Here is a 23,241-nt window from a genome sequence, read left to right as displayed (position 1 = left end):
GGTCTCATGCCAGACACTCTCATCCACCCCCTCGACGCCCCGGATGCGAATCCGTTCGAGGTCGCCGCGCAGGCCGCATCCGACATCGCGCGGCTCACGGGGGTAGACCATCACGACATCGCCCTGACCCTCGGCTCCGGCTGGGGCCGGGCCGCCGAGATCATCGGCGAGACCGTCGCCACCGTTCCCGCCACCGAGGTCACCGGCTTCTCCCGGCCCGCGCTCGAGGGCCACGTCGGCACGCTGCGCAGCATCCGCACCCCCGACGGGAAGAACGTGCTCGTCATCGGCGCGCGCACGCACTACTACGAGAACCACGGCGTGCGGCGGGTGGTGCACTCCGTACGCACCGCCGCCGCGGCGGGCGCGTCGATCATGGTGCTCACCAACGGCGCGGGCGGCGTGCGCGAGAGCTGGAAGCCGGGCCAGCCCGTGCTGATCAGCGACCACATCAATCTCACCGCCGACTCGCCGCTGGAGGGCGCGACCTTCGTCGACCTGACCGATCTCTACTCGAAGCGACTGCGCGACATCGCCCGCTCGATCGACCCGACGCTCGACGAAGGGGTGTACACCCAGTTCCGCGGTCCCCACTACGAGACCCCGGCCGAGGTGCAGATGGCCAAGACCATCGGCGGCGACATCGTCGGCATGTCCACGGCGCTCGAGGCGATCGCGGCACGTGAGGCCGGCATGGAGGTCCTCGGCTTCTCCCTCATCACGAACCTCGCCGCCGGCATCCAGCAGACGCCGCTCAGCCACGCCGAGGTGATCGAGGCGGGCCAGCAGGCCGAGCCCGTGATCTCCGCCCTGCTCGCCCGCGTCATCGAGGCGCTGTGAGCACCCCCGCGAGCGAGCTGCTGACGCAGGCGCGCGCCTGGCTGCGTCAGGATCCCGACGCCGAGACGCGCGACGAGCTGGCGGGCATCATCACACGCGCCGCGGCCGGCGACGCCGCCGCACTCGCCGACCTCGACGATCGCTTCTCGACCCGTCTGGCCTTCGGCACGGCCGGGCTGCGCGGCGGTCTCGCGGCCGGCAGCAACCGCATGAACCGCGTGCTGGTGGCGCAGGCCGCCGCGGGCTTCGCCGGGTACCTGCTGCAGCGCACCCCGGGCACCCCGACGGTCGTCATCGGCTATGACGGGCGACGCAACTCCCGTCGCTTCGCGCTCGACTCGGCGCAGCTGTTCGCCGGGGCGGGTCTGCGCGCCATCCTGCTGCCTCGACTTCTGCCCACGCCGGTGCTGGCCTTCGCCGTCCGCCATCTCGGTGCGGACGCGGGCGTGATGGTGACCGCCAGCCACAACCCGCCGAACGACAACGGCTACAAGGTCTACCTCGGCGGTGCGGACGCGGGCTCGCAGATCGTCGCACCGGCGGATGCCGAGATCGCCGCGCACATCCAGCGCGTCGCGGATGCCGGAGACGTGGGGCTGCTGCCCCGGTCGGACGCCTACGAGATCGCCCGCGAGGACGTCGTCGACGCGTATGTCGCGGCGACCGCGGCCGTCGCCCCCGCGCCCTTCGGCGTGCAGGAGATGCGCTGGGTCTACACGGCGATGCACGGCGTGGGATGGGAGACCTTCTCCCGCGTGGTGAAGAGCGCCGGATACCCCGCTCCGCGGATCGTGGACGAGCAGCGCGACCCCGACCCGACCTTCCGCACGGTTTCGTTCCCGAACCCGGAGGAGCCGGGCGCCATGGATCTCGCGTTCGCGCGCGCCCGCGCGGCGGACGCCGAGTTCATCCTCGCCAACGATCCGGATGCCGACCGGCTCGCCGTGGCCATCCCCGACGAGAGCGCCGAAGGCGGCTGGCGCCGACTGACCGGCAACGAGGTCGGTCTGCTTCTCGGCTGGCGCGCGGCGCGGGCCGCGCAGGGTGACGCCGGGGCGTCCCTCGCCTGCTCGCTGGTGTCCTCGCCCGGTCTCGGAGCGATCGCCGAGGCCTACGGCCTCGACTTCCACGAGACGCTCACCGGCTTCAAGTGGATCTCGCGCGCACCCGGCATGGTGTTCGGCTTCGAAGAGGCGCTCGGCTACCTCGTGAACCCCGGGACCGTGCGCGACAAGGACGGGATCTCGGCCGCGATCGCCATGCTCGGGCTCGCCGCCGAAGCGCGCGTCGGCGGCACGAGCATCGCCGGGCTCCTCGACGATCTCGGCGCCCGCGTCGGCCACTTCGCCAGCGGCCAGGTCTCGATCCGCGTGGAGGACCTCGCGGTGATATCGAACACGATGCTCTCGCTGCGCACGCAGCCTCCGTCCGCCTTCGGATCCCGCTCCGTCACGGCGGCGGACGACCTCGCTCACGGCAGCGGCGCCGGCACCCCGACGGGCGACGTGCTGCGTTATCGGCTCTCCGACGGGTCGCGCGTCATCGTGCGTCCGAGCGGCACCGAACCCAAGCTGAAGGTGTACATCGACGCGCGGGCGGCGTCCGCTGCCGAGGCCGCGGAGGCGGTCGCCGAACTGGAGACCGCCGTGCAGGAGATGCTCGCGGAGCGCGGATGAGCACGCTGCGCAGGCGGGTCAGAGTCGGCGTCGGCGACGGAGCGCACGCCCGCCCCGTCGCCGAACTGGCCCGCCTCGCGCAGGCGCACGGCTCGACCGTGCTGCTGACCACCGAGACCGGGGAGAGCGCGGAGCTCTCCAGCGTGCTGGCCGTCATGGACCTGGGGATCGCCGCCGGCGACGAGGTGACCTTCGAGGTCGCCGACGCGCCGGGCGCTCCCGCGCTGCTCGATGCGCTGTCCGCGGTGCTGAACCCGCGCTGATCAGCCGTCGATCACGGCGACGAGCTCGTCGAGGAACGCGTCGAAGCCGCTCGCTCGTCGCACGATCCGCTGCACGCTGTCGCGCTCGCTGAACACCTCGACGAACTGCTCGAACACGGTCTGGAAAGCGTCGCGGTCGGTCTCGCTGAACGCGGCGAGCGCGACCACCTGCACCCGGCCTCCGCCCCAGGCGACCGACCCATCGGCGATGCCGATCGCGATGGCCGTGCGCCGGGCCGTCATCTGCAGCGCGTGCGGCACCGCCAGCGCGTCGGTGAAGGCGGTGGACGACATCCGCTCGCGGGCGATCGTGTTCTCGACGTAGTCCTCGCCGATGAGGCCCGAGTCCGTCAGCATGCCGCCGAGCATCCGGATGATGCGTTCCTCGCCGACATCCGGGACGGGGACGAGGAACGCGTCTGCGGAGAAGTAGCGCTGCAGCTCCTCACGGAGCCGGCTCAGCCGCCGCGCCCGCCGGATGCGGGCGGCCGCCTGTTGGACCCGCTCGATGTCGGATTCGGCGAGGAACGGGTTGATGCGCACGACGCGTTCGTCCGAGCCCGGGCCGGGGATCATGCTGAGCACCAGGTCGGTGTCGAGCGCGTCCCAGTCGGGATCCACGCTGGTGTCCACGCGCACCACCTCGATCAGCCGTCCCAGCGACCGGTCGACGCTGGAGCGCAGCAGCTCCTGCAGCTCGCGATAGCCGGGGCACACGATGGTCGCGGTCAGGATGGCATCGGCCGTCCGGCTGCGCTCGAGGCGTCCGCCGACGTGCATCGCGATGTAGGCGATCTCGTCCTCCTGCAGCGGCACGCCCAGGCGGTCGTGCAGGCCGCTGGCGATGGACACCGCCACGTCGAAGATCATCGGGTACGAGGACTTCAGCGACTGGGTGAGCGGGTTGCGGGTCCACGCCTGCTCCTGCGAGCGGCGCAGCAGGTTCTGCACGTGCAGCGACAGCCGCACGATGAACGACTCGTCGACGAGGTCGACCTGATAATCGTGGGCGGCCTGCTCGATCTCCGCCCGCACGGCCTGCTGCACCTCGTCGTCGACGCGCCGCGGGGTGCGCCCCATGCGCTGCTCCCCCGGCGTGACCACGCGCGTCAGCACGAGATCCGCGAGATGCTCGCGGTCGCCGTCGCCGAGCGTCACCCCGAAGTGCTCGGCCGCCAGCCGGGTGATCGACTCCCCCACGGCCGCGACCGCGTCGTCGGCGATGTCCACCCGCTGCTCCAGGGGCCGCCCGACCGCGACCCGCTCCGCGGCGATCGTGATGTGCAGCAGGACGTCGCTGATCGCCAGCTCGTTGACGTAGTAGCCCAGCTCTCCCAGCTCCCGCACGAGCTCCGCCTTGAACGGGCCGACCGCCCGAGCGGGCACCGCCTCGGGCTCGAGGGCGCGCTGCAGCGCATCCGCCCGCAGCGGTCCCGCGTCCATCTCATCCTGCGCCAGGCGGCTGAGCAGGCGGCGAAGGGCCTGCTCGTCGCCGCGCAGCCGCACGCGATCGCGCTCGCGCTCCAGGCGGACGTCACCGCCCTCGAGCAGGGAGCGCACCCTGGCCAGGTCGTTCTCCAGCGTGGTCTCGCTGACGTGCAGCGCCAGGGCCGTCTGGTGCACGTCGATGCCGTCGGATTCGTCGATCAGCGTGCGTGCGAGGCGGTGCAGCCGCGCGCGCGGGGTGCCCAGCGCGTCCGGGGTCCCGGCGGCATCGGCGGCCCGCGCTCCCGCCCGGTAGCCGGCGGGGCCGGACTCGACGGCGTCCCGGCCGGGGGTGCGCGCGTTGAGTGCCGCGACGTAGGAGCGGATGCTGCGCGGGGTGACGCCCAGCTGGTCGGCGAGGCTCGCGGCGGTCGCCCAGGAGTCCTGCCGCCGGAGGACGGCGAGGAGCTGATCCTGGCGCTGACGTGACATCCGCCGCCCTCCTCGTCGATGACCCTGCGCCTCCATGATGCCAGTCCTCCGGGGTGCGGGGCCGGAACGGACCCGTCCCGTCGAGCGGAGGAGCGGAAAGCCTCGTTCCGCGGGGGCGGAAAGAACTCTGCTGGAAGAACGCTGAGAGCGCACGCGACACTGAAGGTGGAAAGGCAGATCGATGCGGATTCTCGTGGTGTGCGGTGCCGGGGCGTCGAGCACGTTCGTCGCTCAGCGCCTCGCGCGGGCGGCGGCTGCTGCAGGCCTGCCCTGGACGACCGAGGCGGGCACCGAGCAGAGCGCGCGCGCGGCGGCCGGCGTCGACGTCGTGCTGGTGGGCCCGCACCTCGCGGACCGCGTCGACGGCATCCGCTCGGCTCTGCCGGAACACGTCCTGGTCGCCGCGCTGTCGCACGACGCCTTCGCCGACTTCGACGGCACCCGCACACTGCGCTTCGTCCGCGACGCGATGGCCGCGCCGCACGACCGGAAGGAAATCCCATGACCGCCATCACCCGCACAGTCCGCGTCGGCTCCTCGCACGGTCTGCACGCACGCCCCGCCAAGCTCTTCGCGCAGGCCGCGAAGGACGCCGGGATCCCGGTGACGATCGCCAAGGACTCCGGCAAGGCCGTCAACGCGGCCAGCATCCTCGCGGTCGTGGCCCTGGGCATCGACTTCGGAGACCACGTGGTGCTCACCGCCGACGGCGACAACGCCGAGGCCGTGCTCGACGGCCTCACCGAGGTGCTCACCACCGACCACGATGAGGACGCATGAGCGTGCTGCGAGGAGTCGGAATCGGTCAGGGCGTCGCCTCCGGGCCCGTCGTGCGGATGGCCGAGGCGCTCCCCGCTCCCGACAAGCAGGCCAGCACCGCCGGCGCCGACGCGGAGCGCGCCCGTGTGCGCGAAGCCGTGCGGGCCGTCGCCGCCGACCTGCAGCAGCGGGCGGATGCCGCCGGCGGTGCCGCCCAGGAAGTGCTCGAGGCTCAGGCGATGATCGCCGAGGACCCGACGCTGATGGACGAGGTCGACGCGCGCATCGACGAGGGCACCACGGGCGAATGGGCCGTGCACGACGCCTTCGCCGGGTTCCGCGCGACGCTGGAGGCCGTCGGCGGATACCTCGGGGAGCGTGCGGCCGACCTCGACGACATCGCACAGCGCGTGCTGGCGCACCTTCAGGGCGTCGGCGCGCCGGGCGTGCCCGACCCCGGGCATCCGTTCGTGCTCGTCGCCCGCGACCTCGCACCCGCCGACACCGCCCTGCTGAACCTCGACCAGGTGCTCGCGCTGATCACCTCCGACGGCGGACCCACCTCCCACACGGCGATCCTGGCCAGGGAGAAGGGGATCGTCGCCGTGGTCGGCGCGGCGGACGCCGCCGCGCTCGCCGACGGGACGACCGTCATCGTCGACGCCGCGACGGGCACCGTGAACGACTCCCCCACGCAGGAGGAGCTCGCCGGTGCAGCCGCGCGCATCGCCGCGCGGGCCGCCGAGGATGCCGGTCCCGCAGCTCCCGGGGCGCTCGCCGACGGCACCCCGATCAGCCTGCTCGCGAACCTCGGAAAGCCGGGCGACGCCGCCGACGCGGTCGACCGCGGCGCGGAGGGCGTTGGCCTGTTCCGCACGGAGTTCCTGTTCCTGTCCTCGGCTCAGGCCCCGACGATCGAGCAGCAGCGCGCCGCCTACGTCGAGCTGCTGGAGGCGTTCGAGGGCAAGAAGGTCGTCGTCAGGCTGCTGGATGCCGGCGCGGACAAGCCGCTGGCGTTTCTCAACGACGCGCACGAGGAGAATCCGGCCCTGGGACTGCGCGGACTGCGCGCCCTGCGCGCCAGCGAGGACATCCTGCGCGAGCAGCTCACCGCCCTCGCCGAGGCGGATGCCGCGACCGCGGCCGATCTGTGGGTCATGGCCCCGATGGTCACCACCGTCGAGGAGACCGCGTACGTCACGGGCCTCGCACGCGAGTACGGGCTGAAGACCGCGGGGGTCATGGTCGAGGTCCCGGCGAGCGCGCTGCTCGCCGATCGTGTGCTCGGCCACGCCGACTTCGCATCGATCGGCACGAACGACCTCACGCAGTACACGATGGCGGCCGACCGCCTGCTCGGCTCGGTCGCCTCCTTCCAGGACCCCTGGCACCCGGCGGTGCTGCGCCTGGTCCGCGAGGTCGGCGATGCGGGTGCCCGCACCGGCAAGCCCGTCGGCATCTGCGGCGAGGCCGCCGCCGATCCTCTGCTGGCCGTCGTGCTCGTGGGCCTCGGCGCCACGAGCCTGTCGATGGCTCCAGCGGCCCTCTCCGACGTCCGCCGCTCGATCTCGCAGCACAGCCTCGAGGACGCCCGCCGCATCGCCACCGCCGCGCTGGACGCCGACGACGCGGCAGGAGCCCGCGCGGCAGCGCAGGCCGCGGCCGAACAGAAGTAACAACCCCATCCCCACCCGAACCGAGAAAGAGACGACACCATGACGACGACGTCACCTGCCACCAGCGCGCCGGGCGGAGCCCGCGTCCGCGTTCAGAGATTCGGCACATTCCTCTCCGGCATGATCATGCCGAACATCGCCGCCTTCATCGCCTGGGGCATCATCACCGCCCTCTTCATCGACAAGGGCTGGGTCGGCAACGACGGGCCGATCGAGGCCTGGCGCTGGGCCGACTCCGCCATCCTCGGCGGCGGCACGATCGGCGATGTCGACTACAAGGGCCTCGTCGGTCCCATCATCAACTACGTGCTGCCGCTGCTGATCGCGTTCACCGGCGGTCGCATGGTGCACGGGCACCGCGGCGGCGTGGTCGGCGCGGTGGCCGCGTTCGGTGTCATCATCGGCGCCGACGGAACCGTGATGTTCCTGGGCGCGATGATCGCCGGACCCCTCACCGCCCTCATCCTGAAGTGGGTCGAGAAGCCCTGGCAGGGCAAGATCAAGCCCGGCTTCGAGATGCTCGTCGACAACTTCTCAGCGGGCTTCGTCGCCTTCTTCGCATCGCTGGCGGCGTTCTTCTGGCTCGCCCCCCTGATGAAGTGGATCACGGACATCCTCGGCGGCGCCGTGGGCTGGCTGGTCGACACGCACCTACTGCCGCTGGCGAGCATCATCGTGGAGCCCGCGAAGGTGCTGTTCCTGAACAACGCCATCAACCACGGCGTGTTCACCCCGCTCGGCAGCGACCAGTCCTCGCAGACCGGCAAGAGCCTGCTGTTCCTCATCGAGGCGAACCCCGGCCCGGGCCTCGGCCTGCTGATGGCGATCACCGTGTTCGGCGTCGGCGCCGCGCGCGCGACCGCACCGGGCGCCGCGGTCATCCAGTTCCTCGGTGGCATCCACGAGGTGTACTTCCCGTATGTGCTGGCCAAGCCGACTCTCATCCTCGGCCTCATCGCCGGTGGCGCCACGGGGGTGCTGACCAACGTGATCTTCCAGTCGGGCCTGGTCGCCCCGGCCGCCCCCGGATCGATCTTCGCGGTGCTGTTCCAGACCGCACCGGGAAGCCACATCGGCGTGATCCTGTCGGTCGTGCTCGCAGCGGCGGTGACCTTCCTGGTCTGCATGCCGTTCCTGCTGGCCAGCCGCCGGCGCGATCTGGCCGCCGAGGGCGACGCCGCCTTCGCCGCCGCGATCTCGCAGACCCAGGCGAACAAGGGCAAGGAGTCCAGCGTGCTGGCCGGCCTCGGCGGCGCCGGCACGGCGACCCTCACCGCTCCGATCCGATCCGTCGTGTTCGCATGCGATGCGGGCATGGGATCCTCGGCCATGGGCGCCAGCGTCCTGCGCAACAAGTTCAAGCAGGCCGGGGTGCAGGGCGTCACGGTGGTCAACCAGGCGATCGCGAACCTCGACGGAACCGCCGACCTCGTCATCACTCAGCAGCAGCTCACCGACCGGGCGAAGGCGCAGTCGCCGGACTCGCTGCACGTCTCGGTGGACAACTTCATGAACTCGCCGAAGTACGACGAGGTCGTGGAGCTGGTCCGTGACCAGGGTCAGGCACCCGCCGCCACCGAGACGGACACGGCCGCCCCCGCGGCGCAGACGACGGCACCCGCAGGGGCAGAGGCTGTCCTCACCCTCGACCGGGTGCGGATCGTGCCGGGATCCGCGACGCGCGACGAGGCTCTGAAGCAGGCCGCGGACGCCCTCGTGGCCGCCGGCGCCGTGACGCCCGCATACCTGCAGGCGATGCACGACCGTGAGGCGACCGTGTCCACGTTCATGGGCAACGGACTGGCGATCCCGCACGGCACCAATGACGCGAAGGACGCTGTGCTCGGCTCGGCGCTGAGCGTCGTCCGCTACGACGGCGGCGTCGACTGGGCCGGCGACAGGGCGAGCTTCGTCATCGGCATCGCCGGCAAGGACGGCGATCATCTGCAGATCCTCGCCCAGATCGCCGAGCTGTTCTCCGACGAGGAGGACGTGGCACGGCTCAACGCCGCCGCCACGCCCGAGGAGCTCTTCGCTCTGCTGTCGGCGGTGAACGAGGCATGAGGGCCGTCCACTTCGGCGCCGGCAACATCGGCCGCGGATTCGTCGGGCTCCTCCTGCACCAGGGCGGCTACGAGCTGGTGTTCTCCGACGTGGCGGCCGGGCTGGTCGACGCGATCAACGCGGCCGACCGCTACACGGTGCACGAGGTGGGCGACGGAGGCACCGACACGGTGGTCACCGGCTTCCGTGCGATCAACAGCGCCGAGGACCCCGAGGGGCTCGTCGCCGAGATCGCGGATGCCGACGTGGTGACCACCGCGGTCGGCCCCACCGTGCTGCGGTTCGTGGCCGCGCCGATCCTCGACGCGCTCCGCCGTCGGGACCCGGACGCCGCGCCGCTGCAGGTCATGGCGTGCGAGAACGCGATCGGCGCCACCGACCTGCTGCGGCAGGAGATCATCGACCGCGCCGGCGAGGACTGGGGAGCCCTCGCCGGCCGGGCGGTCTTCGCCAACACGGCGGTGGACCGCATCGTCCCCGGTCAGCCCGCCGACGGCGGCATCGACGTGACCGTCGAGCCGTTCTTCGAATGGGCGATCGAGCGCGGACCGTTCGGCGACCGGATGCCGAGCATCCCCGGCGCGCACTTCGTCGACGATCTGACGCCGTACATCGAGCGCAAGCTGTTCACCGTGAACACCGGTCACGCCACCACCGCGTACCTGGGTGCTCAGGCGGGCATCGAGCGCATCTCGGACGCCCTGGCCGACGAGACGATCGCCGCGCAGGTGGCCGCGGCGCTCGAGGAGACCTCCGCGCTCCTCGCGGCCAAGCACGGGCTCGACCCGCAGGAGCTCGCCGAGTACCGGTCCACCATCCTGCGCCGCTTCGCCAATCCCGCCCTTCCCGACACGGTGTGGCGCGTCGGTCGCCAGCCGCTGCGAAAGCTGTCCCGTCACGAGCGCTTCATCGGTCCGGCGGCGGAGGCCGCCGAGCGCGGACTCGACGTCGACGCGCTGCTCGTCGCCGTCGGAGCCGCGCTCGCCTTCGACGACCCCGAGGACGAGCAGTCGGTGGAGCTGCAGCGCCGGCTGCGCACCGAAGAGGCCGACGTGCTCGCCGAGGCGGTCACGGGTCTCGACGCCGCGCATCCGCTGTACGACGCCGTCCGCGACGTCTTCGCCGCGCGGGTCGTCGAGGTGTCGGCCGCCTGACCGTCTAGGCTCCTGGGACGGCCGGCCCGCGGCCGCCCCAGGAGCCTCATGCTTGTCCCGGCGCCTGGCGCGACGTGGACTGGCCGCGGACCCTGTGGCTGCTGGCCGCTGGGCTCGCGGCCGCTCCCCTCGGTGCTCTCACCGCAGCGGCACTCCCCGAGCCCGCCCTGCTGCTGCTCATCGGCGCCGTGGGCGTCCTCGCCCTCAGCGCGCAGCGTCTGGGCGGGGTGGCCCGTCACATGCACGGCCGCCGCGGCGCGGTGGGCGCCGGCGCCCTGGCGGGGTTCATGCATGCGTCGAGCGGCCTCTCCGGTCCCGCCCTGGCATCTTTCGCGCTCGGCGACCACTGGGATCAGCGACGCTTCGCGGCGAGTGCCCAGATCGTCTTTCTCGGATACGGCACGGTGTCGGTGGCGTTGCGCGGACTGCCCTCGACCCCCCTGCCGGAGCTCGCCCTCCTCGCCGCAGGCACCGCCGGTGGCATGCTCCTCGGCGCTGTGGCGGCGCGGCGGGTGCCTCTCGCCCTCGCCCGACGCGTGATGCTGCTGTGCGCCTGGGCGGGCATCCTCGTCATCCTCGCGCGCGCCGCGGTGTCCCTTCTCGTCTGATCTCTCCCGGCGGGCGGTCGAGCCTCAGCGCTCGAAGCCCTCGGCGATCATCTCGACGAGCTCCTCGCGCTCCTCCACGGGCAGGAAGGCGGCGGACGCCGCGTTGAACTGGAATGCCTCCAGATCGTCGAGGTCGTACCCGAACGCGTCGACCAGGAGTGCGAGCTCCCGCGTCAGCGACGTACCGCTCATGGTGCGGTTGTCGGTGTTCACCGTCACCGCGAAGCCGAGCTGGTAAAGCAGGTCGAAGGGATGGTCGGCCGGCTCGTCTCCCCATTGCGCGATCGCCCCGGTCTGCAGGTTCGAGCTCGGCGAGAGCTCCAGAGGGACCTCCCGGTCCCGTACCCAGCGCGCCAGGTCGCCGAACTGCACCTGCACGTCGTCGCCCTCGCGCTCGATGACCTGCAGATCCTCGGCGATGCGCACGCCGTGGCCCAGCCGCAGCGCCCTCCCGTCGAGCATGGCCGACCGGATCGATGCGGGACCGGCCGCCTCACCCGCGTGGACCGTCACCGGCATGAACTCGGCGGCGAGATAGTCGAAGGCCTCGCGGTGGCTCGAGGCGGGGAACCCGTCCTCGGGGCCGGCGATGTCGAAGCCGACCACCCCCCGCTCGCGGTTCGCCACGGCGAGCCGCGCGATCTCCGGCGACCGGTCGGCGTGACGCATGGCGGAGAGGATCTGCCCGACCCGGATGCTGCGCCCTGCCGCATCCGCCTCGTCCTCGCCCTCCTCGATGCCGCGCTGCACGGCCGCGACGGCCCGCTCGAGGCTGAGCCCGCCGGACACGTGCTTCTCCGGCGCCCAGCGCACCTCGCCGTAGATCACGCCGTCCTGGGCGAGATCGGCGACGTACTCGCGCGCGACGCGGGTGAGCGCCGCCTCGGTCTGCAGCACCGCGCTCACCAGCGCGAAGGATTCGAGGTACTCGACCAGCGAGCCGGATGCGCTCCGGTCCGCGAACCAGCGGCGCAGACCCTTCGCATCCGCAGCCGGAGGCTCGACGCCCGCCTCGGCGGCGAGCTCCAGGATCGTGCCCGGGCGCAGCGCACCGTCGAGATGGTCGTGCAGCGACACCTTGGGCAGCGCGCGCAGCGACGCGCCCTGCACCGTGAGATCGCCGTTCTGGTCGATGGTCATCGTCTCTCCTCGTCGCACGGGGTGCAGATCAGGCCGTGATGCGCTCGCGCACGATGGGCGCGGCCTGGGGGGCGGTGTCGCCCAGCTCGTACGCCCCGTCGAGTGCCTGCAGCGCCCGGGCGAAGCGCGCCTCGTCGTCGGCGGCGAGGGTGAACAGCGGCTGCCCGGCCGTCACCCGCTCCCCCGGTTTGACCGCCAGGTCGATCCCTGCGGCGTGGATCACCGGGTCCTCGGCACGGGCACGACCGGCGCCGAGACGCCAGGCCGCGATGCCGAACGGCAGCGCGTCCATGCGGGTGACGATGCCGTCGCGGTCAGCGGTGACGACGTGCGTCTCGCGCGGTGTCGGCAGCGCGGCATCCGGGTCGCCGTCCTGTGCGCGGATCATCGCGTTCCAGGAGTCCATCGCGCGCCCGTCGTCCAGGGCGCGCTCGACGTCGGCATCCGGCTGCCCCGCCAGGGCGAGCATCTCGCGTGCCAGCGCGACCGTGAGCTCGCGCACGTCGGCGGGACCGCCGCCGGCGAGCACCTCGACGGACTCGCGCACCTCGTTGGCGTTGCCGATCGCCAGGCCCAGCGGCACGTTCATGTCGGTGAGCAGCGCGGTCGTCGCGACGCCCGAATCGGTCCCCAGCGCCACCATGGTGCGGGCGAGCTCGCGGGCGCGATCGATGTCCTGCATGAAGGCGCCGTTGCCGAACTTCACATCCAGCACCAGTGCATCCGTGCCCTCGGCGATCTTCTTCGACATGATGCTCGAGGCGATCAGCGGGATCGCCTCGACCGTGCCCGTCACGTCGCGCAGGGCGTAGAGCTTCTTGTCGGCCGGTGCGAGACCCGAGCCCGCCGCGCAGATCACCGCGCCGACGTCGCCGCGCATCTGCGCGAACATCTCGTCGTTCGACAGGGCGGCCCGCCAGCCCGGAATGGCCTCGAGCTTGTCGAGGGTGCCTCCGGTGTGGCCGAGGCCGCGGCCGCTCAGCTGAGGCACTGCCACGCCGAACACGGCGACCAGCGGTGCCAGCGGCAGGGTGATCTTGTCGCCCACGCCGCCGGTGGAGTGCTTGTCGACGGTGCGCTTGCCGAGTCCCGAGAAGTCCATCCGCTCACCCGTCGCGATCATGGCGTCGGTCATCACGCGGATCTCGTCGCGCTGCATCCCGCGCTGGAAGATCGCCATCGCGAAGGACGCCATCTGCGCATCCGAGACATAGCCCCGGGTGTAGGCGTCGACCATCCAGCGCAGGGCGTCCTCGCCGACGGCCGCGCCGTCGCGCTTGGCGCGGATCACGTCGACCGCGTCGAACGGCTCGACGCTCATCGGACGATCTCCAGGTCGGCGGGACCGAATCGGTCGGGCAGCACCTCGTCGATCGTGCGGATGCCCGAGACGGTCTCCAGCAGCATCTCGGGACTCGCGTGCTCGGACAGCAGCTGACGGCAGCGGCCGCACGGCATGATCGTCTGACCCTCGTTGTTCACGCAGACGAACGCCACGAGCCGCCCTCCGCCTGACATGTGCAGATCACCCATCAGCGCGCACTCGGCGCAGAGGGTGACCCCGTACGACGCGTTCTCCACGTTGCACCCCGCCACGACGCGTCCGTCGTCCACGAGCGCGGCAGCGCCCACCTTGTAGCGCGAGTACGGCGCGTACGCCTTGTGCATCGCTTCGGTCGCGACGTGGCGCAGGTCGTCCCAGTCGATGTCGGTCATGCGTCTCCTCGGAATCAGGACTTGATGTAGGGCTCGCCGTCCGCCGCAGGCGCGCGCGAGCGCCCCACCAGACCGGCGACGGCGAAGATCGTCACGATGTACGGCAGCATCAGCATGAACTGGCTGGGCACCGGGGACCCGATCACGCTGAGCACGCTCTGCAGGTTCGTCGCGAAGCCGAACAGGAGCGCGGCGAGCGTCGCCCGGATGGGGTCCCACTTTCCGAAGATCACCGCGGCGAGGGCGATGAAGCCCGCGCCGGCGGTCATCTCGGGGTTGAACCGCGGTACCGACACCAGCGTGTAGAAGGCACCGCCCATGCCCGCGATCGCCCCGGCGATCAGCACGTTCATGTAGCGCGTGCGCGCGACGTTGATGCCGACGGTGTCGGCCGCCTGCGGATGCTCGCCCACGGCACGCATGCGCAGGCCCCAGCGGGTGCGGTACATGCCGTACCAGACCACGAAGACGATGACGTACATCAGGTAGACGATGATCGTCTGACGGAACAGGATGGGTCCGAGCACCGGGATGTCGCTGAGCAGCGGGATCGCGATGCCGTGGAAGGGCTGCACCGTGTTCATGGTCGCTTCGTTCGGCGAGAGCACCTGACGGAACAGGAAGGTGGTCACGCCGATCACCAGCACGTTCAGCACGACGCCGACGATCACCTGGTCGACGTAGTAGGTGATCGCGAACACAGCCAGCACCAGCGCGACCAGCACGCCCGCGGCCATCGCCGCGATCAGGCCGGCCCACGGGCTGTCGGTCAGCGAGGCGACGATCGCGGCCGTGAACGCGCCGGCCAGCAGCTGGGCCTCGATGGCGATGTTCACCACGCCGGCCCGCTCGCCGATCACGCCGCCGAGGGCGCCGAAGATGAGCGGTGTCGCCAGGGCGAGGGCTCCGCTGAGCAGGCTGATCATCGGCAGGGTGCCGGAGCTTCCGGCAGCCGCCCACGACAGGAAGCCGAAGATCAGTGCGACCGCGTAGACGGCGACCAGCCAGAGCGGCACCCGGCGACGCGAGGCCGTCTGCAGCGTCGCGGCCACCGCCACCGCCAGGGCGATCACGATGCACACCCACGCGGTGGCAGTACCCGGAACGACCAGGTCGGGGACGGCGATGGCATCGCCGCCCGCGGCGAAGCGGAAGGTCGCGTCGCCCGCGCGAGGCGCGAACAGGGGAAGCAGGGCCACGAGTACGGCGAGCACGCCGAGCACGATCGGGGTCTTCCAGGAGATGACCGCGACGGTGCGCGGCTGCGCCTCGAGGGTCTGAGCGCTCACGCGGCGACCTCCTTTCCTTCCGATGCGGCGGCCCGCTTCGCGGCGCGACGCTGCCTGCGGCCGGGCCGATCCGGCTGGGGCACTCCGAACATGGCGCGCACCAGCGGCGGCGCGGCGATGAACAGCACGATCAGCGACTGCACGACCAGCACGATCTCGATCGGCACGCCCTGCGACGCCTGCATGGTGAACCCGCCCGTCTTGAACGCGCCGAACAGCAGGCCGGCGAACAGGATGCCCAGCGGGCGCGAACGGCCCAGCAGCGCGACCGTGATCGCGTCGAAGCCGATTCCGGCGTCGATGCCACCGCCGAAGCCCTTCGGCTCGGTGCCGAGCACCTGGCTGACGCCGGCGAGGCCGACGAGGGCGCCCGCGATCACCATGACGAGGAAGTACATCCGGCCCACCGAGATGCCCGCGGTGCGGGCGGCGGCGGGATTCTCGCCGACGGCGCGGAACCGGAAGCCCAGGCTCGAGCGCTCCAGCAGCCACCAGGTGACGGCCACGGCGACCAGGGCCAGGAGGAAGCCGAGATGCAGCTTGTACATCGGTCCGAGGATGGGCGGCAGCACGGCGCTGTCGGCCATCGGGGCGGTCTTCGGGTTGTTGGAGCCCGGCGCCTGCAGGATGCCCTGCGTCGCCAGCATCCACGCCAGCAGGTACGCCGCGATGTGGTTGAGCATGATCGTCACGATCACCTCATGGGCACCGGTGCGGGCCTTCAGGAGCCCTGCGATGCCCGCCCAGACCGCCCCCGCGACGAGGCCGGCCGCGATCGCCGCGATCATGTGCAGCGGGAAGGGCAGGTTCCACGCGGTGGCGACGTACCCGGCGGCCGCCGCGGCCATGAGCATCTGGCCCTGCCCACCGATGTTGAACAGGCCCGCGCGGAACGCGAGGCCCACACCGAGGCCTGCGGCGATGAGCGGCGTGGCGAACTTGAGCGTCTCGGTCAGGGGGCGGATGCCCACCGCGAACGACGACGCGTTGAAGTTGTAGATCGATCCGCGGAACAGAGCCGCGTACGCCCCGCCCACCGCCGCGCCGATGGCCTCGAACGTGTCGGATGGACGCTGGAAGAAGTATCCGGCCGCGGCCTGCACGTCCGGGTCGGTCAGGGCGATCATCAGGGAGCCGACGATCACGGCCGCGACCACGGCGAGAACGGAGACGAGCGCGCTGCCGCTCACCACCTGCGTCCACGCCCTGCGCCAGCGCGACGGGCGCTGCGGGGTCGTCGGCTCCGGGCGCTGCGGCGCCGCGGGCCGGGTCTCGGCGGTGGTCATGCCTGTGCTCCTTCGTTCACGGCGCCGGCCATCATCAGGCCGAGCTGCTCGCGCGGGGTGTCGCCCGGCACGATGCCGACGATCCTGCCGTGGTACATCACGAGGATCCGGTCGGCGAGCGCGGCGACCTCGTCCAGCTCGGTGGAGATCACGATCACCGGAACGCCCGAGTCGCGCGTCTCGACGATGCGCTTGTGGATGAACTCGATGGATCCGACGTCGACGCCGCGAGTCGGCTGCGCCGCGACGAAGAGCGAGAGGTCGCGGCTCAGCTCCCGGGCGAGCACGACCTTCTGCTGGTTTCCGCCGGAGAGGCGTCCCGCCGCCTGCGAGGGACCCTGGGTGCGGATGTCGAACTCGGCGATCTTCTCCCGGGCGAACTCGTCGAGCAGGCCCAGCTGCAGCGCGCCCGCCTTCACGAAGGGCGCGCCGTTCGCGCGATCGAGCATGAGGTTCTCCGCGATGGAGAACTCCTTCACCAGACCGTCGACGCCGCGGTCCTCGGGGACGAAGCCGACACCGGCGTCGAGGATGTGGCGCACGCTGCGACCCACCAGCTCCTGCCCGTTCAGGCGGATGCTTCCCCGCACCCGGTCCTGCAGACCCAGGAGGGCCTCGGTGAGCTCGGTCTGACCGTTGCCCTGCACGCCGGCGATCGCGAGCACCTCGCCGCCGCGCACCTCGAAGGAGGCGTCGTCGACGAGCACCGTGCCGACGGCGTCGGTGACGGTCAGGCCCTCGACGACCAGCGCGCTGCTGCGGATGTTCGGCGCGCCCTTCTGCACGGTCAGCTCGACCGCGCGGCCGACCATGAGCGACGCCAGCTCGGTGTTCGACGCGGTGGGCTGCGCCTCGCCGACGACCTTGCCCAGGCGCACGACGGTGATCCGGTCGGCGACCTCGCGCACCTCGCGCAGCTTGTGGGTGATGAAGACGATGGCGGTGCCCTGCTCCTTGAGCCGGCGCATCGTCGCCATCAGCTCATCGGTCTCCTGCGGGGTGAGCACCGCGGTGGGCTCGTCGAACACGAGGATGCTCGCATCCCGCGAGAGGGCCTTGATGATCTCGACCCGCTGCTGCACGCCGACGGGGAGGTCCTCGACGATCGCATCCGGATCCACGTCGAATCCGAACCGGTCGGAGATCTCGGTCACCCGCCGCCGGGCGGCCGCCAGGTCCAGGCGTCCACCGAAGGAGGTCTGCTCGTGGCCGAGCATGACGTTCTCGGCCACGGTGAAGACGGGCACGAGCATGAAGTGCTGGTGCACCATGCCGATTCCGGCGCTCATCGCGTCGCCGGGGCCGCTGAAGTGCTGCACGACGTCGTCGATGAGGATCTGCCCCTCGTCGGCCTGATACAGGCCGTACAGGACGTTCATCAGCGTGGACTTCCCCGCGCCGTTCTCACCGAGAAGGCAGTGGATCTCCCCCGGTTCGACGACCAGATCGATGTGGTCGTTGGCCGTCAGTGCGCCGAACCTCTTCGTTATGCCGCGCAGTTCGAGCTTCATGTGTCCGATCCTATTCGTGACATGCTGCGCCGCCCAGGGATCGCCCGAGCAGACGACAGCGGGGAGGCCGGCACGGCCGGCCTCCCCGTTGCGTAATCGGGTCAGTTGTCCAGGTAGGACGTGACGGTGATCTTGCCGTCGATGATGTCCTGCTTGATCTGGTCGACCTGGGTGACCAGCTCCGCGTCGACCTTGCTCTCGAAGTTGTGCAGCGGCGCGATGCCGACGCCCTCGTTCTCGAGCGTGCCGATGTACGGGTCACCGCTGAACTCGCCGTCCGCGGCCGACATCACTGCCTCGTAGGTGGAGATGTCCATGCCCTTGAGGACCGAGGTCAGCACGAAGTCGGCCGTGGTCGGGTCGGTGTTGAACAGGTCGGCGTCCGCGCCGATCAGCGCGATGTCCTTGCCGGACTCCTTGATGGCCTGCAGACCCGACTGGTAGATCGGCCCGCCGACCGGGAAGAGGACGTCCACGCCCTGGTCGATGATGTTGGTGGCCACCGTCTTGGCGTCCTGGTTGGCCTCGAAGCCACCGGTGAAGGAGCCGGTCTTGCCGTCCCAGCCGACGACGGCGACGTCCTTGTCGTTCTGCTCGTTGTAGTGGTCCACGCCCTGCTTGAAGCCGTCCATGAAGATCGTCACGGTCGGGAACTCCATGCCGCCGAAGGTGCCGACCTTGCCGGTCTTCGTGTAGCCGGCCGACAGGTAGCCCGCCATGAACGCGGCCTCGGCCGTGTTGTAGAGCAGGGGCTTGACGTTGTCGGGCTTGGCGTCGCCGCCCGCGTCATCGATGAGGATGAAGTCGGTGTCGGGGTTCGCGTTGGCCGCGTCGACGGTGGCGGTCGCGAGGGCGAAGCCGACGGTGACGATGGCGTTGCAGCCCTCGGAGACCATGTTCTCCACGTTGGGGGCGTACTCGGTCTCGGCGTTCGACTGGGCCTGCTTGATCGGCACGCCGATCTCGTCGGCGGCCTTCTCGGCGCCCTCGAGCGAGAGCTGGTTGAAGGACTTGTCCTCGAATCCGCCGAAGTCCGAGACGATGCAGGTCTGGAAGTCCGATGCGGCCGGCTTGTCGCCGCCGTCGCCACCGGGCTCGTTCGTCGGCGCCTGGCCACAGCCGGCGAGAGCGAGGACGACGCCGGCGGCGATGGTTGCGCCGAGCATCTTCTTGGTCGTAGAGATGGGCACTCTTTGCCTCCCCATGAGATCTTTCCCGCGGACATCGCGGATCGATCTAAGTTACCCACGGTTACGGTCGTGCGCACGTTCAGCCCGGATGTGCTGGCGAAAGGTTACAAATCCGAAATGCGAACCTCGCGATCCGCTTGGCGCACCGCTACGACGCGAGCGACTACAGGACGTCGCCCCGGCCGGTGAGCTTGAGCGACTCGACCACTCCCTTGACGCGCTGCGCGTGCTCGACGGTGGTCACCAGCAGGGCGTCGTCGGTGTCCACGACGACGATGTCCTGCACGCCGACCAGGCTGATCACGCGCGAGGTCTGGCTGACGAGGATGCCGCTGGCCGCATCCGAGAGCACGCGGGCGCGCGGCCCCAGCACGGCGAGGTCGTTGCGGCGACCGTGGTTGATGAGCTTCGTCAGCGAGGCGAAATCGCCCACGTCGTCCCAGTCGAAGTGACCGGGGATCACGGCGAGACGGCCGCGCTCGGCGGCCGGCTCCGCCACCGCGTAGTCGATCGCGATCTTCTTCAGCCGCGGCCAGATGCGATCCACGGCCGGTCCGCGCCGCTCGCGATCGTCCCAGGACTCGGCCAGCTCGAGCAGCCCGGCGTGCAGCTCGGGTTCGCTGGCCTCGAGTTCGTCGAGAAGCACGCTCGCCTTCGCGATGAACATGCCGGCGTTCCAGAGGTAGTCGCGGTCGGCGACGTACTCCTTGGCCGTCTCGAGGTCGGGCTTCTCGACGAAGCGCTCCACGAGCGTCGCCTCCGGAGCCCCCGCGACGACGATCTCGCCGGCGCGCTTGATGTAGCCGAACCCGACCGACGGTTCGGTGGGCGGGATGCCGATGGTGACGACGTACCCCTGCCGGGCCACCGCGACGGCCTGCTGCACCGCCCACTCGAACACCTGGGTGCCGCGGATGACGTGGTCGGCGCTGAAGGAGCCGATGATGACGTCCGGGTTCCTTCGATGCAGGATCGCCGCCGCCAGGCCGATGGCCGCCGCCGACTCCCGTGGCTCGGACTCCAGGATCACGTTCGCGTCCGGGATGCCCGGCAGCTGCGCCTCGACGGCGGCCCGGTGCGCGCGACCGGTGACCACGGCGATGCGCTCCGCACCGGCGAGGGGCTCCAGCCGATCCCAGGTGTCCCGCAGCAGCGAATGGCCCGACCCCGTGAGGTCGTGCAGGAACTTCGGCGCGTCCGCGCGCGACAGCGGCCACAGCCTGCTGCCGATGCCTCCGGCCGGGATCACCGCGTGGAAGTCGTCGATTCGCGCCATGCCGTCCAACCTAGCGGCCGAACCCTGTGCGCTTGCGCGCTAAGGGTCGCCTTCGTCGCACCCAGCGTTCTGACAGGAATAGGATGGACGAGGTCGGGCGTGCCCGGATGCACGGACCTGACATCTCATCGAGCAGGGAGGACGATGTGTCCACGAGCACGCGCTTGACACCATCGATTTCAGAGACCACCTCCAAGTCGCCGCGCGGAACCCTCTACCGGGGTCGCGAAGGCATGTGGTCGTGGGTGCTGCACCGGATCACCGGCGTCGCGATCTTCTTCTTCCTGCTGGTCCACGTGCTCGACACGGCGCTCGTGCGGGTCTCGCCCGAGGCCTACAACGCCGTCATCGGCACGTACAAGAACCCGATCATGGCCTTCGGCGAGGTCGTGCTGGTCGCCGGCATCGCCTTCCACGCGTTCAACGGCCTGCGCATCATCCTCGTCGACTTCTGGTCCAAGGGCGCCAAGTACCAGCGCCAGCTGTTCTGGATCGTGCTCGGCCTGTGGGCGGTCGTCATGCTCGGCTTCGTGCCGCGCCACCTGTCGCTCGCGTTCGCCGGTTTCGGAGGAGGCCACTGATGACCACGCAGACCGCTGTTCCCGCATCCCGCCGCTGGCGGGGATTCAACCTGGAGAAGTGGGGCTGGCTGTTCATGCGCGGCTCGGGCGTGCTGCTCGTCGTGCTGATCTTCGGCCACCTCTTCGTCAACCTCATGCTGGGCCAGGGCATCCACGCGCTCGACTTCGGCTTCGTCGCCGGCAAGTTCGCCAACCCGTTCTGGCAGTGGTGGGACGTGCTGATGCTGTGGCTCGCCCTGATCCACGGCGCCAACGGCATGCGCACGATCGTCAACGACTACGTCACGAACGCCAAGGCGCGCACCGCGCTGGTGTGGGCGCTCGGCCTCGCCGCCGCCCTCCTGATCATCCTGGGCACCCTCGTCGTGTTCACGTTCGACCCCTGTGGCGGCGTGTTCGAGGACGGAGCGCTCTGGGAGACGTGCCAGGCGCTGGGCAAGTAGAGACAGAGAAGGCAGACAACACAGTGACCACGCAGACCCATGACTCCGTCGTCCGCGACGGAGTGCACTACCACGAGTTCGACATCGTCATCGTGGGCGCCGGCGGTGCCGGCATGCGCGCCGCGATCGAGGCCGGTCCCGGCGCCAGGACCGCGGTGATCTCGAAGCTCTACCCGACCCGCTCCCACACCGGCGCGGCGCAGGGCGGCATGGCCGCCGCCCTCGCGAACGTCGAGGAGGACAGCTGGGAGTGGCACACGTTCGACACGGTCAAGGGCGGCGACTACCTCGTCGACCAGGATGCGGCGGAGATCCTCGCGAAAGAAGCCATCGACGCGGTCATCGACCTGGAGAACATGGGCCTGCCCTTCAACCGCACCCCGGAGGGCAAGATCGACCAGCGCCGCTTCGGCGGCCACACCGCCGAGCACGGCAAGACGCCCGTGCGCCGCGCCTGCTACGCGGCCGATCGCACCGGTCACATGATCCTGCAGACGCTGTTCCAGAACTGCGTCAAGCTCGGCATCAACTTCTTCAACGAGTTCTATGTGCTCGACCTGATCACCGTGAAGGACGCCGACGGCGCCACCCAGGTGGCCGGTGTCGTCGCCTACGACCTCGCGACGGGCGAGCTGCACGTCTTCCACTCGAAGGCCGTGATCTTCGCGACCGGAGGCTTCGGAAAGATCTTCAAGACCACCTCGAACGCGCACACCCTCACCGGAGACGGCGTCGGCATCGTCTGGCGCAAGGGCCTGCCGCTCGAGGACATGGAGTTCTTCCAGTTCCACCCCACCGGCCTCGCCGGTCTCGGCATCCTCCTCACCGAGGGCGCCCGTGGTGAGGGCGCCATCCTGCGCAACGCCTCGGGCGAGCGCTTCATGGAGCGCTACGCCCCCACCATCAAGGACCTCGCCCCGCGAGACATCGTCGCGCGATCCATGGTGCAGGAGGTCCTCGACGGCAGAGGAGCCGGCCCGCATCGCGACTACGTGCTGCTGGACTGCACCCACCTGGGCGCCGAGATCCTCGAGACGAAGCTGCCGGACATCACCGAGTTCGCTCGGACCTATCTGGGCGTGGACCCCGTGGTGGAGCCCGTGCCGGTGATGCCGACCGCGCACTACGCGATGGGCGGCATCCCCACCAACAATGCCGCCGAGGTCCTGGCCGACAACGACACGGTCGTGCCGGGCCTGTACGCCGCCGGCGAATGCGCCTGCGTCTCGGTGCACGGCTCCAACCGGCTCGGCACCAACTCGCTGCTCGACATCAACGTGTTCGGCAAGCGCGCCGGCCGCAACGCCGTCGAGTACGTCAAGACCGCCGAGTTCGTGCCGCTGCCGGAGGAGCCCGCCGCGTTCGTCGCCGGGATGATCGAGGGTCTGCGCAACAGCCAGGGCACCGAGCGCATCGCCGTCCTGCGCAAGAAGCTCCAGGACGAGATGGACAAGGGAGCACAGGTGTTCCGCACGCACGAGTCGCTGCAGCACGTGCTCGGGGTCATCGCCGAGCTGCGCGAGCGCTACAAGAACGTGCACGTCGACGACAAGGGTCGGCGCTTCAACACCGATCTGCTCGAGGCCGTCGAGCTGGGCTTCCTGCTCGACATCGCCGAGGTCGTCGTCTACGCCGCGCAGAACCGCGAGGAGAGCCGTGGCGGCCACATGCGCGACGACTTCCCGAAGCGCGACGATGAGAACTGGATGAAGCACACCATGGCCTACCTGACTGGTGACGCGCACTCCTCCGACCCGAGCGATCACATCGAGCTCGCCACCAAGCCCGTGGTCTTCACGAAGAATGAGAACGGCGAGTTGAAGTACCCGCCGATGGAGAGGAAGTACTGACC

Annotated in this window: 21 protein-coding genes; 12 read left to right on the top strand and 9 right to left on the bottom strand. The window is 70.6% G+C overall.

What is annotated here, in order from left to right; translation table 11 throughout:
* Window positions 1-6 precede the first annotated feature (6 nt).
* Genes ACFWHT_RS14565 through ACFWHT_RS14555 form a run of 3 tightly spaced genes read left to right on the top strand, consistent with a single transcriptional unit; the run spans window position 7 to window position 2,779 of the window.
* A complete protein-coding gene (locus tag ACFWHT_RS14565) occupies window positions 7-840 on the top strand; it encodes a purine-nucleoside phosphorylase (protein WP_378829825.1) in 834 nt (277 codons plus the stop codon).
* Window positions 837-2,516, top strand: a complete 1,680-nt coding sequence (locus ACFWHT_RS14560; RefSeq protein ID WP_378829823.1) for a phospho-sugar mutase — start codon at window positions 837-839, stop codon at window positions 2,514-2,516. The genes ACFWHT_RS14565 and ACFWHT_RS14560 overlap by 4 nt, the downstream gene beginning before the upstream one ends.
* Entirely contained in the window at window positions 2,513-2,779 is a 267-nt protein-coding gene (locus tag ACFWHT_RS14555) for an HPr family phosphocarrier protein (protein ID WP_378829821.1), read from the top strand. The genes ACFWHT_RS14560 and ACFWHT_RS14555 overlap by 4 nt, the downstream gene beginning before the upstream one ends.
* Here the strand turns inward: ACFWHT_RS14555 and ACFWHT_RS14550 are convergent, their stop codons facing one another.
* Complete coding sequence (locus ACFWHT_RS14550; RefSeq protein WP_378829819.1) at window positions 2,780-4,696, bottom strand: BglG family transcription antiterminator; 1,917 nt, start codon at window positions 4,694-4,696, stop codon at window positions 2,780-2,782.
* A gap of 181 nt (window positions 4,697-4,877) precedes the next feature.
* Here ACFWHT_RS14550 and ACFWHT_RS14545 point away from each other — a divergent pair, with 181 nt between their 5' ends.
* From ACFWHT_RS14545 to ACFWHT_RS14520, 6 genes are all read left to right on the top strand, one after another.
* Complete coding sequence (locus ACFWHT_RS14545) at window positions 4,878-5,201, top strand: PTS sugar transporter subunit IIB (RefSeq protein ID WP_378829816.1); 324 nt, start codon at window positions 4,878-4,880, stop codon at window positions 5,199-5,201.
* Window positions 5,198-5,476 (top strand): HPr family phosphocarrier protein, encoded by a 279-nt coding sequence (locus ACFWHT_RS14540; protein WP_378829814.1) that lies wholly within the window; start codon window positions 5,198-5,200, stop codon window positions 5,474-5,476. The genes ACFWHT_RS14545 and ACFWHT_RS14540 overlap by 4 nt, the downstream gene beginning before the upstream one ends.
* On the top strand, window positions 5,473-7,131 hold the full coding sequence (ptsP, locus tag ACFWHT_RS14535; protein ID WP_378829812.1) for a phosphoenolpyruvate--protein phosphotransferase: 1,659 nt from the start codon (window positions 5,473-5,475) through the stop codon (window positions 7,129-7,131). The genes ACFWHT_RS14540 and ptsP overlap by 4 nt, the downstream gene beginning before the upstream one ends.
* Before the next feature lie 39 nt (window positions 7,132-7,170).
* Window positions 7,171-9,195: a PTS mannitol transporter subunit IICBA gene (locus tag ACFWHT_RS14530; protein ID WP_378829810.1), complete on the top strand. Its 2,025-nt coding sequence runs from the start codon at window positions 7,171-7,173 to the stop codon at window positions 9,193-9,195.
* Window positions 9,192-10,349 carry a mannitol-1-phosphate 5-dehydrogenase gene (locus ACFWHT_RS14525; protein WP_378829809.1) on the top strand — a complete coding sequence of 386 codons (1,158 nt, stop codon included), beginning with the start codon at window positions 9,192-9,194 and terminating at the stop codon, window positions 10,347-10,349. Before ACFWHT_RS14530 ends, ACFWHT_RS14525 begins: the two co-directional genes overlap by 4 nt.
* 74 nt (window positions 10,350-10,423) lie before the next feature.
* Window positions 10,424-10,957: a TSUP family transporter gene (locus tag ACFWHT_RS14520; protein WP_378829806.1), complete on the top strand. Its 534-nt coding sequence runs from the start codon at window positions 10,424-10,426 to the stop codon at window positions 10,955-10,957.
* 24 nt (window positions 10,958-10,981) lie between these two features.
* Here the strand turns inward: ACFWHT_RS14520 and ACFWHT_RS14515 are convergent, their stop codons facing one another.
* From ACFWHT_RS14515 to ACFWHT_RS14480, 8 genes are all read right to left on the bottom strand, one after another.
* Complete coding sequence (locus ACFWHT_RS14515; RefSeq protein ID WP_378829804.1) at window positions 10,982-12,097, bottom strand: adenosine deaminase; 1,116 nt, start codon at window positions 12,095-12,097, stop codon at window positions 10,982-10,984.
* A 28-nt stretch (window positions 12,098-12,125) separates the two neighbouring features.
* Window positions 12,126-13,418 (bottom strand): thymidine phosphorylase, encoded by a 1,293-nt coding sequence (locus ACFWHT_RS14510; RefSeq protein ID WP_378829802.1) that lies wholly within the window; start codon window positions 13,416-13,418, stop codon window positions 12,126-12,128.
* Window positions 13,415-13,813 carry a cytidine deaminase gene (locus ACFWHT_RS14505; protein ID WP_378829800.1) on the bottom strand — a complete coding sequence of 133 codons (399 nt, stop codon included), beginning with the start codon at window positions 13,811-13,813 and terminating at the stop codon, window positions 13,415-13,417. Before ACFWHT_RS14505 ends, ACFWHT_RS14510 begins: the two co-directional genes overlap by 4 nt.
* A 14-nt stretch (window positions 13,814-13,827) precedes the next feature.
* On the bottom strand, window positions 13,828-15,102 hold the full coding sequence (locus ACFWHT_RS14500) for an ABC transporter permease (protein WP_378829797.1): 1,275 nt from the start codon (window positions 15,100-15,102) through the stop codon (window positions 13,828-13,830).
* On the bottom strand, window positions 15,099-16,388 hold the full coding sequence (locus ACFWHT_RS14495) for an ABC transporter permease (RefSeq protein WP_378829795.1): 1,290 nt from the start codon (window positions 16,386-16,388) through the stop codon (window positions 15,099-15,101). The genes ACFWHT_RS14500 and ACFWHT_RS14495 overlap by 4 nt, the downstream gene beginning before the upstream one ends.
* A complete protein-coding gene (locus tag ACFWHT_RS14490; protein ID WP_378829793.1) occupies window positions 16,385-17,899 on the bottom strand; it encodes an ABC transporter ATP-binding protein in 1,515 nt (504 codons plus the stop codon). Before ACFWHT_RS14490 ends, ACFWHT_RS14495 begins: the two co-directional genes overlap by 4 nt.
* Before the next feature lie 101 nt (window positions 17,900-18,000).
* The gene (locus tag ACFWHT_RS14485) at window positions 18,001-19,089 is read right to left on the bottom strand and encodes a BMP family protein (protein ID WP_378829791.1); all 1,089 of its coding nucleotides are present in this window, start codon (window positions 19,087-19,089) and stop codon (window positions 18,001-18,003) included.
* Between the two features lie 163 nt (window positions 19,090-19,252).
* Window positions 19,253-20,365: a mannose-1-phosphate guanylyltransferase gene (locus ACFWHT_RS14480; protein ID WP_378829788.1), complete on the bottom strand. Its 1,113-nt coding sequence runs from the start codon at window positions 20,363-20,365 to the stop codon at window positions 19,253-19,255.
* Between the two features lie 146 nt (window positions 20,366-20,511).
* On the opposite strand from ACFWHT_RS14480, the gene sdhC reads away from it, so the two are divergent.
* Genes sdhC through sdhA form a run of 3 tightly spaced genes read left to right on the top strand, consistent with a single transcriptional unit; the run spans window position 20,512 to window position 23,239 of the window.
* Entirely contained in the window at window positions 20,512-20,946 is a 435-nt protein-coding gene (sdhC, locus tag ACFWHT_RS14475; RefSeq protein ID WP_378829787.1) for a succinate dehydrogenase, cytochrome b556 subunit, read from the top strand.
* A complete protein-coding gene (locus tag ACFWHT_RS14470) occupies window positions 20,946-21,389 on the top strand; it encodes a succinate dehydrogenase hydrophobic membrane anchor subunit (protein WP_378829785.1) in 444 nt (147 codons plus the stop codon). The genes sdhC and ACFWHT_RS14470 overlap by 1 nt, the downstream gene beginning before the upstream one ends.
* A gap of 23 nt (window positions 21,390-21,412) precedes the next feature.
* Window positions 21,413-23,239 carry a succinate dehydrogenase flavoprotein subunit gene (gene sdhA / locus ACFWHT_RS14465; protein ID WP_378829783.1) on the top strand — a complete coding sequence of 609 codons (1,827 nt, stop codon included), beginning with the start codon at window positions 21,413-21,415 and terminating at the stop codon, window positions 23,237-23,239.
* Window positions 23,240-23,241: the final 2 nt, after the last annotated feature.

This window comes from Microbacterium sp. NPDC058342 (assembly GCF_042723935.1).
GTDB lineage: Bacteria > Actinomycetota > Actinomycetes > Actinomycetales > Microbacteriaceae > Microbacterium.
The sequence above is the reverse complement of the archived record's forward strand: the minus strand, read 5'-3'. Positions and strand labels throughout refer to the sequence as shown.